The organism is Microcoleus sp. BM001215392, from assembly GCF_036700185.1.
In the GTDB taxonomy this organism is placed as follows: Bacteria; Cyanobacteriota; Cyanobacteriia; order Cyanobacteriales; family Microcoleaceae; genus Microcoleus.
This window is the reverse complement of sequence record NZ_JAUBOJ010000275.1, coordinates 1-10349: the sequence shown is the minus strand read 5'-3', so window position 1 is coordinate 10349 and position 10349 is coordinate 1. Positions and strand designations below refer to the sequence as shown.

The following is a 10349-nucleotide window of genomic DNA, read 5'->3' as shown; positions in this document are numbered from 1 at the left end:
GTTCGATCGTTCGGAATGCGAGTCCGCATCCATGAAGGACTCGCATTCCGAACGATCGAACCTGTTATACTTAATTTAATATTTAATTGAAAATGAAATTTGATTTCAAGGACTGCTGCATGATATTTCCGGTTAAGGACAATTTGGATTGTGAGAGCAAAAATGCGTTAGCGAAGCCTTGGAAGACGATCGCCCGCTGCGGAAATTCCCAGCCAAAAGTTGGCAAAGTGCGGCTGTTACAAACGGCATTGGTACTGCTTAGCAGCTTTTTTGTAGCAGAGTTAATCGCTGCGATGACTTCTCACAGTTTGTCCCTGCTGGCGGATGCCGGGCACGTCCTCTCCGATGTGGCGGCTTTGACGATTAGTTTAGCCGCGACTTGGTTTTCGTCGAGGAATACGGCACAGGAAGGAAATCTGCTTCATGCTTCGGGATTGCCCGATCGCCCACAGATCCTAGCGGCTTTAGTTAATAGTATCAGTTTAGTGGCGATCGCCCTGTGGATTGCTGTCGAGTCGATCGATCGATTGCTGTCGCCAACTGGCGAAGTAGAAGGAATGCCAATGTTAATCACAGCAATTGTCGGTTTAAGCGTCAACTCTGTCAACGCTTTTTGTCTGCGTTCTTGCTGCCACGGCGACCTCAACCTTAAAAGCGCCTTTCTGCACGCAGTTGCGGATATTTGTTCCTCAATTGGAGTAATTGTAGCAGCGATCGCCGTGGCTTGGCTGCACTGGAATTGGGCCGACGGCTTGATTAGCTTGTTGGTGTCCGGGGCGATCGTTTTATTAACACTGCCGCTATTAATAGAAAGTATCAGTTTGCTGCTGGGTAATGTATCTGCTATTTCCACCATTCAACAGCCTTGCGACTGCCCCAAACAAAGCGCCCAAAATTTACTATTTCCCTCACTAGAAGACCTCATTAAATGAAATTTGTAGTTAAAAATTCACCTCAAATCTCTCGGGCTTCAGCCACCAAAAATCCTTTAAATTGCAGATAAATATACCTGAGAAAAGTTTTTTCTATCTAATTTTAAGAGGCTAGCGGAAGCAAGATCGTAGTTTTTTTTATCCGAGGTTTCTTGAGCCGACATCAGCTCGTTCAAAACAATGAAAAAAATCATCATCGGTATCATGGGCCCCGGCGACAGCGCCACACCAACAGATTTAGAAAACGCCTATCAACTCGGAAAACTGATCGCCGATGCAGGATGGATATTGCTCACGGGCGGCAGAAATAGCGGCGTGATGGATGCCGCCAACAAAGGCGCAAAAGCAGCCAACGGTTTAACAATCGGTATCCTTCCGGGGAATAACACTCGCGGCATTTCTGAAGCAGTAGATATTGCCATTGTCACCGATATGGGAAACGCCCGCAATAACATCAACATTCTTTCATCAGATGTAATAATTGCCTGCGGTATGGGTGCGGGAACAGCTTCGGAAATAGCCCTCGCCCTCAAAGCTGAGAAGCAAGTTATTTTGTTAAATGACAGCCCTGAAAGCCAACTTTTCTTTAAAAAATTAGCAGAATTTAACATTTTTGTGGTAAACAATGCTGTAGAGGCTATGAATCAAGCTCGTGAAATCCTAGTAAATTCAAGATGAAATCCCTGATGAGAGCAAGCAAATTGAACTTTTGCGCGATCGCAATTTTTCTAACTTTGGGCATTTTCGGCAGTACCAAAGCAGACGGAGGAATTGCACAGTTCAGTTTCCGCAACAAATCCACTCAAACCTTAGCACAAACCCTCCCTCCTCCTCCTCCTCCGGCTGCCCCTGCCAAATTGCCAGTTACCGAGCAGGAAGGCCCGCCGATTAGTAGCGAATCCGTGCCGGATCAAATAGCTTTAGCAACCCATTTGCAGACTATCAGAGCTAAAATGTACGGTGCTTACTGGTGTCCTCACTGTCACACGCAACAAGAACTTTTCGGCAAACAAGCATTTACCGCAATTACTTACATTGAGTGCGATCCCAGAGGAAAAGATGCTCAACCAGATTTGTGCAAAGCTGCCAAAGTTCAAGCTTATCCTACTTGGGAAATTCGCGGAAAATATTACCCAGGAAGGCTATCTTTGGAAAAAATTGCTATCTTATCCGGTTATAAAGGCAGCACCAACTTTCAGCCACAAGTTCCCTCTCCTTAAATATATCTAAATTAGTGGGCGATCGCACTCGCCCGCAAATAAACCGGGTTTTTGAACCGAAATCGACGGTTTTGGGCAATTATTTTGGTTAAAAACCCGTTCGTTTTCTGTCCGCCCGCATCTCTAGGAGTATAAATGATAAGTTACCGAGGAGATTTTCATTCGCGACATCTCCTCAAACCCTTTCACAGTCAAAATATTAAACCATCGATCTCATTAATATAAATTATCCATAATAGACAAGATTGCATAAGTCTTCTTTTCGATACAGAAACCGCAGATGTCAGACAGATAAACACAGATAAACGCAGATAATTTTAGGGTGTTTTCCGATTTTTGCAATTCAAGTCTAATAAACAACGAGAGAATAGGGCATGACATAATTTGCTTTTTAAGAAAATTAGCAGTTTGAAAAACCCGGGTAATACCAAGTGCTTAAGGCACACTTAAAATTATGACTTTTATGAATCGAACTTCTGAATAATATGAATTGACATCATAGAGGCCTGGTTATTAAATTGTAATTAGGTGCAGATATATATGTTGATTTCTGATCGTCCGTTATTCAGGAGAATGAAGCAATGCACTTAAATTTTAACAACAAACAAATAATATCGGTCAGTTTGCTGTGCCTGTCAGCAATTGCATTTCCAGTAACGATCCAAAATGTAACAGCACAAAATATTTTACCAAATCCGACTGCAAACCTTCAAGCTCAAGACACGCTACCTTTGGCTCCAACAGTACCAAGTCAAGGAGTGAAACCGTCACCAAAACCTGCTGTAGCGCCAGTTGTTACGAATAATAGCCCCACAGGTATCGTGTTAATAATTTTCGGAATATTTAGCTTGTTTGGGTTATTGATAGCCTTGATGATTTTGTTTGTTATCTTCACTATATTCCGCAGGTTATTTTCTGCAAAATCTCCTTACCCCTCCCCCTCCCGCCGCTCTTCTAATCCTAATAACAGGGTTTACAGAAGAGTTAGTGGGGAACTCCGCATCAACAGAATTAGCAGTGGCGATTACAGCGGAGTTACGAGCTATTCCACGGATGACGGCGACTGCATTAGCAGCAGTGGCGATTGCAGTAGCCGCAGTGATTACAGCAGCAGTGGCGATTGCAGTAGCAGCAGTGATTACAGCAGCGCAGATTACAGCAGCAGCAGCGCAGATTACAGTAGCAGCAGTGATAACAGCAGCGCAGATTACAGCAGCAGCAGCGCAGATTATAGTAGCAGCAGCGCAGATTACAGTAGCAGCAGCGACTCCGGCGGTAGCTATGGTGGCGGTGGAGATTGGTAATTAATAATAGTTGTAGGTGTGCAGCGCGCACCTACAACTATTATGACTTTTATGAATCCAACTTCTGAATAATATGAATTGACGTGAGAGCGAGCTGGTTATTTAATTGTAAGTAGGCAGACATATCTATTTAAATTTCAGATTAGGACTTATTTAGGAGACTAAAATGATGCAGTTACAATCTAGCAAAAAACAAATAATTTTTAGCAGTTTGCTGTGCTTCTCGGCAATTGCCTTTCCGGTAGCGAGTCAAGCTATAACAGTACAAGAAGTACCGAATCCCCGCCCAAATCACACTTGGGTAACGGATAAAGCCAACATTCTCAGCGACAGTACCGAAACTCAGCTAAATCAGGTGATTGCGGAGTTAGAGGCAAAAAATGGCTCAGAAATCGCAGTTGTCACCGTCCCTGACACTAAGCCATCGGCGACACCAAAAGCATTTGCTACAGAATTATTTAACTCTTGGGGAATTGGCAAAAAAGGTAAAAATAATGGAGTTTTATTGTTGATTTCTTCAGGGGAACGCCGCGTTCAGATTGAAACAGGTTCCGGCATTCAAAGCATTTTGCCCGATGCGAAAACAGTGAGTATTATTCAAACGGAAATTACGCCCAAATTTAAACAGCAAGACTTTGATGGGGGGACATTAGCGGGAACCAAGGCGTTAGTCAATATTTTACAAACTCCGACGGCAAACGTGCAATCTCAAAACGCGCTGCCTTTTGCTCCCATAGTACCAGGGCAAGGTGTAAAACCCTCTGCAAATACTCAATCTCAGAATCCGCTGCCTTTGGCTCCAACAGTATCAAATCCAGCGGTAACACCGTCGCTCATACCTACTCAATCGCCAGTTGTTACGGAGAATGGCTATGAAGGGGATGTGTTACCAAATTGGGCAATTTTTCTACCCCCTATGTTAATCCTAGGAACGATAATTTGTTATTTTATCTCCAATTTTCGCTCCTTTTCTAATAGTAGCGGCCGCAATCAGAATAATCGCAGAGGTAATTACGGTAGTAGCGGCAGCGGTTGCAGTAGCAGCGGCAGCGGTTACAGTAGCAGCAGCGATTACAGCAGTAGTAGCAGTAGCAGCGATGGCGGTAGCTTTGGTGGTGGTGACTCTGGGGGTGGTGGTGGCGGTGGAGATTACTGATAGTTCTAAGGTGCTATAATAGCGCACTTTATTCGATTGTGAATTAGATCGTTATTCCCTAGAATGACCGCAATCATATTGGTTTGCTCGTTCGGAATGCGAGTCCTCGGATGGATGCGGACTCGCATTCCGAACGATCGATCTATTTTAGGATTACTTTTTACTGTGAAAAGTAGTCTGCAACTATTTTCAAAATTCGGGATGCTGCTAAACCGTCGCCAAAGGGATTAATTGCCATTGCCATTGCCTCGTAAGCTGCCGAATTGCTGAGCAATTCTGCGGCTGCTGCTGTAATTGTATCAGAATTTGTACCGACAAGTTTAGCGGTTCCGGCGGCTATTGCTTCGGGTCTTTCTGTGGTTTCTCGCAATACTAAAACAGGTTTACCTAAACTCGGTGCTTCTTCTTGCAGTCCGCCGGAATCGGTGAGGATTAAATGACTTCTCTGCATCGCTCCTACTAATTCGGCGTAGTCTAATGGTTCTGTTAAAAAAATTCTGGAATGGTCGCCTAAAAGAGCTTTTAATGGTTCGCGGACTGTGGGATTTCGGTGTAGTGGTAGCAGCAAAGCTGTGTCGGGAAATTTATCTAAGATTTGGATGAATGCTCGCGCAATTCCGGCTAATGGTTGTCCCCAATTTTCGCGGCGGTGTACTGTTGCTAAAATTGTGCGGTATTTGCTCCAATCTAAGTTGGGAATGTTGCATTCTGGTTGGCGTTTGGCTACTCCAAGCAAAGCGTCGATGACTGTGTTGCCTGTAAGGTGAATTTCTCCTAAAACGCCCGATCGCCCTAAATTATCCTGGGCCAGCGCTGTTGGTGCAAAATGCAGCCGTGTGAGCTGCGAAATCAACCGCCTGTTAGCTTCTTCGGGATACGGATTGAACACGTCGTCAGTTCGCAATCCGGCTTCTACGTGACCTACTGGTATTTTCTGGTAAAATGCTGCTAAAGCAGCCGCAAATGCTGTGGTTGTATCTCCCTGAACCAATACGAGGTCTGGCTGCAATTCTTTAAAGCAGGCTTCCAAACCCTGCAAGCTGCGGGAGGTTATATCCGTCAAGCTTTGCTGGTGCTGCATGATTGCTAAATCTCGATCGGCTTTGAGGTCGAACATTTGCATTACTTGCTCGACCATTTCTCGGTGCTGACCTGTTAAGATTACTTGGGTGTCAAAGTTTGGTGATTTTTTGAATTGTTGAATTACTGGGGCTAGTTTGATTGCTTCTGGGCGTGTTCCTAAAACAATGCAAATGCGGTGAATGGTTTTGGGCATGGTAAAATTGGGTAGTTTGGATTTGCCAGGCTTTGACAGGCTGAAGATTTTATAGCAGGTTTGAATGGTTGGTTAACAAGATTTATTTTTTTTTGAACCGCACCAGCGCCAGAGGGCCCAGAGGTAGAAAGGAGAGAGGAAAAGTTTTTTTTTTGGTTATATTGTTTCAGTTGGCACGGTTGGTACATTTTTAATCGTTAATTGGTTATGCCTTATCGTTACATTTTATTTTACAAACCTTTCGATGTTTTAACTCAATTTACTGATAATTCGGGGGAGGCTAAGCGCAGAACTCTGAAAGATTATATTCCGATTCCTGATGTTTATGCTGTGGGAAGGCTCGATCGCGATAGTGAAGGTTTGTTGCTGTTAACCGATGACGGACAAATGCAGCACCGCCTCAGCGATCCCAAATTCGCTCATCCCCGCACTTATTTGGTGCAGGTGGAACGGGTTCCTGATGCCGGTGCGATCGCAGCTTTACAAACTGGTGTCATCATTCAAGATTATCGGACTCGATCGGCAAAAGTGCAATTGTTGTCGGCAGAACCCGCTTTGCCGCCCCGCGATCCCCCGATTCGATTTCGCAAACACATTCCGACAGCTTGGCTAGAAATGACTCTCACTGAAGGCCGCAACCGTCAAGTGCGCAAGATGACCGCAGCAGTAGGATTTCCGACGCTGCGGCTGGTGAGGAGCGCGATCGCTCATTTGTGTCTCGAAGGGCTTAAACCCGGTGAATGGCGCGAATTAACTCGCACAGAAATCACCTCGTTTTCAGAGTTGCGCTAAACTTGATTTCCCGCGGGGCCATTTACCCTACTTTCTGGGAGGCAAAATAAAAATCTCTGTTCCATTTTGATTTTTTTTCACCTGAGCTCCCAACTTGACAAGAGCTTGTTTCGCCCTGAGACGCACCAACTTATCAGTTGTTTGATAATAAACTGTACTCCAAGCATTAAACCGCACCGGTACGCTATCGGGATCTCGGCGCAAAAACTCAGCAGTTGCTCGAAATAATGGCGCCAATTTCGGCCCGTCTGGTGTTTTTTCGCTCCACTCAGCGGCCATTTCATGAGAACGAATTGACTCGGGAAGGTCCCCCAACAACAGCAACTCATCCAAACCTTTGGTTCGCCAAACTATCCAGGCTTGCGGATGAATTTGTGGCGACAGGGCGTTAGTGCCGCGCTCGATCAATTTAACAGCAGTTTCAGGGTTTCCCTGATAAAAAGACACTGCTGTGGATAGAAACAGGTAGATGTCTACCCAACGCGGATCTCGCCGCGTCACTATGTCAAAATAATCTTCGCTGAGATTGTAGCCGGTCACCTGCCGCGCTTCCTCGTCGCCAAAATATTGCAAAAATTTCAGAAATGTCCAGTCGGCAATTAAATTGTCAAACCCAAAACTAGGAAGTGTTTTCAGCATTTTCAGCCTCAAGCCTTCTTGCTGGACTTCTTGCTTGAAACTGGTTGCAGATATGGCAGGGAGCGGCTTTTGTCCCCTCTGGCCAACTGCGGCTGTTGAACCAAACTGCCCGCTCAATTGTATGGTAACGACGCCCGCCAGCGCTACTACACCGATCGCTCCTGTAACGAGCAGGCTCAACCACTTACGCGAAAATTGTTCGAGTTTAGCTTCCACGGTACCTTTAAATCCAAGTTTTAAATTAAGTTTATTAAAATAGAGTAATGATTGGTTGGCGATCGGCTATGAATCTCGTTAAACTGTCCAGAGGGATGGTGGAGCCTCCACACAATAGTTGAAATCGTAGTCTGAGATTTTTTAGCAATTTAAAATCTCAAATCAAAAATCTAAAATCGAATTGAGCCAAAATTCAATGAATCAAGCCCGCAAACGCTTTTCTAAGTTACAGGCAGCCCTGTTCACTGGGGCGATGGCAACAACCGCTTCGATATCTTTACTCGTTCCGGGCGTTTTTCAATCCGTCCGCGCTGAGCTTCAAGATAGCCCCAAAGCTGTTTTAGATGAAGCTTGGCAAATTGTGAACCGAGAATATGTCGATGGCAGCTTTAACAAGACTGACTGGGCCGAGGCCCGCCAAGACTTGCTCGGCAAAAATTATACTTCTCGCGAAGCTGCTTACACCGCCCTCCGCAAAGCCCTGGAGAAATTGCAAGACCCCTACACTCGCTTCATGGACCCCAAGCAGTACGAAGCGCTGACGAATCAAACTTCTGGGGAACTCACAGGGGTGGGGATGAGGCTGGAACAAGACGAGAAAACCAAAGCGATTACGGTAGTCGAACCGATGGAAAATTCCCCCGCCCTCAAGGCAGGGATTCAAGCGGGTGACAGGATTTTGGTGATTGACGGCAAAGCTACCCAAGGCATGACTGTCTCGGATGCTGCTCAGATTATTCGGGGTGCCGAAGGTACGAAAGTCACGCTGCGGATTGCTCGTAGCGGCAAAAGTGAGTTTGAAATCACTCTGACTAGGGCGAAAATTGAGGTAGCAGCGGTTCGCTCCAGCCTCAAGAATGAAGGCGGCAAGAATGTGGGTTACATCCGCTTGCAAGAGTTTAGTTCCCACGCGGGCGAACAAATGCAGGCGGCGATTAAAAAGCTCTCGGATCAAAAAGCTGATGCTTTTGTGTTGGATTTGCGCGGCAATCCCGGCGGGCTGTTGCGGGTGAGCATTGATATCGCCCGGATGTGGATGGATACTGGGGCGATCGTCCGTACAGTCGATCGTGCTGGCGATTCTCAGGAAATGCGCGCCAACCGCACTGCGATCACTGACAAGCCTTTGGTGGTACTCGTGGACGACAACTCCGCCAGCGCTAGCGAGATTTTGGCCGGTGCTCTCAAGGACAACAAGCGCGCTACTGTCATGGGCGGCCAAACTTTTGGCAAGGCTTTGGTGCAGTCGGTACATTCTTTGTCTGACGGTTCGGGATTGGCGGTGACGATCGCTCACTACTATACTCCCAACGGTACGGACATCAGCCACAAGGGTGTTACTCCCGATGTCAAGGTGGTAGTCACCGACGAACAAAAGCTGAAATTAGCTAACAAACCGACGTTGGTTGCTACTAAGGACGATCCTTGCTACGCGCAGGCGATCGCACTTTTGAAAACTAGCGCCTCGTCATCCCGTCCCGTTGCTGCTAAAGAGGCGATTGCTCCTAATAAGTAGTTGAAACCGTCAGACAATAACAATCAGCCTTAAGATGAAACCCGCCAGTGCGGGTTTTGTTTTTTGTAGTTTGATTTAACCTCTAATATCCTGTGCGGTCGATTACCATAGCAAAAACCGAACGCACGTGCCTTCCTTGCTGATTGCGGCCAATCGACCGCACAGGATTTAATTACTAGAAAATGGTTTGTAATAACAGCCAAATATTTAATCCTACTATAATACTAGCCACTAACCAAGCTACCCCTTTCAGCCAAAATGGATTGACAAACTCTCCCATTAAACGGCGGTTTGAAGTAAACATTACCAAAGGAATCACGGCAAAAGGTAATTGCAAACTGAGAATCACTTGACTGAAAACCAGTAAATTAGTTGTACTGCCTTCACCCAACAGCATAATTGAGATTAAAGCCGGCACAATAGCCACCAATCGAGTCAGCAAGCGCCGCAACCAAGGCCGCAGACGAAAATGCAAAAACCCTTCCATCACAATCTGTCCTGCTAAAGTTGCAGTCAAGGTTGAATTCTGCCCCGAAGCCAATAAAGCAAAAGCAAAAATTGCACTCGCAGAACCCACACCCAGCACCGGAGAAAGCAGTTTGTAGGCATCTTGAATTTCTGCTACTTCTTGATAGCCGGAAAAATGAAATGTGGCAGCAGACAAAATTAGAATAGCTGAATTAATAAACAAAGCTATTGACAGCGCTACGGTAGAATCTATTGTGCCAAACTTAATTGCTTCCCATTTTTTTTCAGGAACTTCTTCCCAAGCGCGAGTTTGCACGATCGATGAATGCAGGTAGAGATTGTGCGGCATCACAGTCGCCCCTAAAATCCCAACTGCAATATAAAGCATTCCCTGATTTTTCAAAATCTCTAGATTGGGAACATAACCGAGTAAAACTCCTGCCGCATCGGGTTTAGCAAAAATCATTTCGGCGACAAAGCAACCGCCAATAATTGTAATAATAGTAATTACCAAAGCTTCGATATAACGAAAGCCTCGGCCTTGTAAAAATAACACCATGATTACATCTAATGCAGTAATGCACACTCCCCAAACCAAGGGAATGCCAAATAGCAATTGCAGCCCGATCGCACTTCCAACCAGTTCAGCTAAATCGCAGGCAGAAATCGCTATTTCACAAAGTATCCACAGAAAAAAACTAACTCGCGGACTGAAATAATCTCGACAAGCTTGTGCCAAATCTCGTCCGGTTGCGACTCCCAACCGCACGCACAATGATTGCAGCAAAATTGCCATCAAATTAGATAGCAAAATCACACTTAATAGTGCA

The 10349-nt window shown here is 45.6% G+C and carries 10 protein-coding genes; 7 read left to right on the top strand and 3 right to left on the bottom strand.

The features are described from left to right. Window positions 1–92 precede the first annotated feature (92 nt). The 5 genes from QT974_RS24075 to QT974_RS24055 all read left to right on the top strand — a co-directional run bounded on the left by QT974_RS24075 (window position 93) and on the right by QT974_RS24055 (window position 4612). Window positions 93–932 (top strand): cation diffusion facilitator family transporter, encoded by an 840-nt coding sequence (locus QT974_RS24075; protein WP_333470939.1) that lies wholly within the window; start codon window positions 93–95, stop codon window positions 930–932. A gap of 180 nt (window positions 933–1112) precedes the next feature. After that, complete coding sequence (locus QT974_RS24070) at window positions 1113–1610, top strand: TIGR00725 family protein (protein WP_333470938.1); 498 nt, start codon at window positions 1113–1115, stop codon at window positions 1608–1610. Window positions 1611–1618: 8 nt separating this feature from the next. Next, on the top strand, window positions 1619–2152 hold the full coding sequence (locus QT974_RS24065) for a hypothetical protein (protein WP_333470937.1): 534 nt from the start codon (window positions 1619–1621) through the stop codon (window positions 2150–2152). Window positions 2153–3139: 987 nt separating this feature from the next. After that, window positions 3140–3460 carry a hypothetical protein gene (locus tag QT974_RS24060; RefSeq protein ID WP_333470936.1) on the top strand — a complete coding sequence of 107 codons (321 nt, stop codon included), beginning with the start codon at window positions 3140–3142 and terminating at the stop codon, window positions 3458–3460. A 162-nt stretch (window positions 3461–3622) separates the two neighbouring features. Continuing rightward, a complete protein-coding gene (locus QT974_RS24055; RefSeq protein ID WP_333470935.1) occupies window positions 3623–4612 on the top strand; it encodes a TPM domain-containing protein in 990 nt (329 codons plus the stop codon). A gap of 160 nt (window positions 4613–4772) precedes the next feature. On the opposite strand, the gene wecB is transcribed toward QT974_RS24055, so the two are convergent. Then, window positions 4773–5888, bottom strand: coding sequence for a non-hydrolyzing UDP-N-acetylglucosamine 2-epimerase (gene wecB, locus QT974_RS24050; RefSeq protein WP_333470934.1), 1116 nt, complete (start codon window positions 5886–5888; stop codon window positions 4773–4775). 207 nt (window positions 5889–6095) lie between these two features. On the opposite strand from wecB, the gene QT974_RS24045 reads away from it, so the two are divergent. After that, the gene (locus QT974_RS24045; RefSeq protein ID WP_333470933.1) at window positions 6096–6680 is read left to right on the top strand and encodes a pseudouridine synthase; all 585 of its coding nucleotides are present in this window, start codon (window positions 6096–6098) and stop codon (window positions 6678–6680) included. 27 nt (window positions 6681–6707) lie between these two features. Here the strand turns inward: QT974_RS24045 and QT974_RS24040 are convergent, their stop codons facing one another. Further along, window positions 6708–7535, bottom strand: coding sequence for a hypothetical protein (locus QT974_RS24040; protein WP_333470932.1), 828 nt, complete (start codon window positions 7533–7535; stop codon window positions 6708–6710). A 196-nt stretch (window positions 7536–7731) separates the two neighbouring features. Between QT974_RS24040 and ctpB the strand changes: the two genes are divergently transcribed. Further along, entirely contained in the window at window positions 7732–9051 is a 1320-nt protein-coding gene (gene ctpB, locus QT974_RS24035; protein WP_333470931.1) for a carboxyl-terminal processing protease CtpB, read from the top strand. Between the two features lie 175 nt (window positions 9052–9226). On the opposite strand, the gene QT974_RS24030 is transcribed toward ctpB, so the two are convergent. Beyond that, window positions 9227–10349, bottom strand: a 1123-nt coding sequence (locus tag QT974_RS24030; protein WP_333470930.1) for an Nramp family divalent metal transporter, incomplete at its 5' end; no start/stop codon positions are given.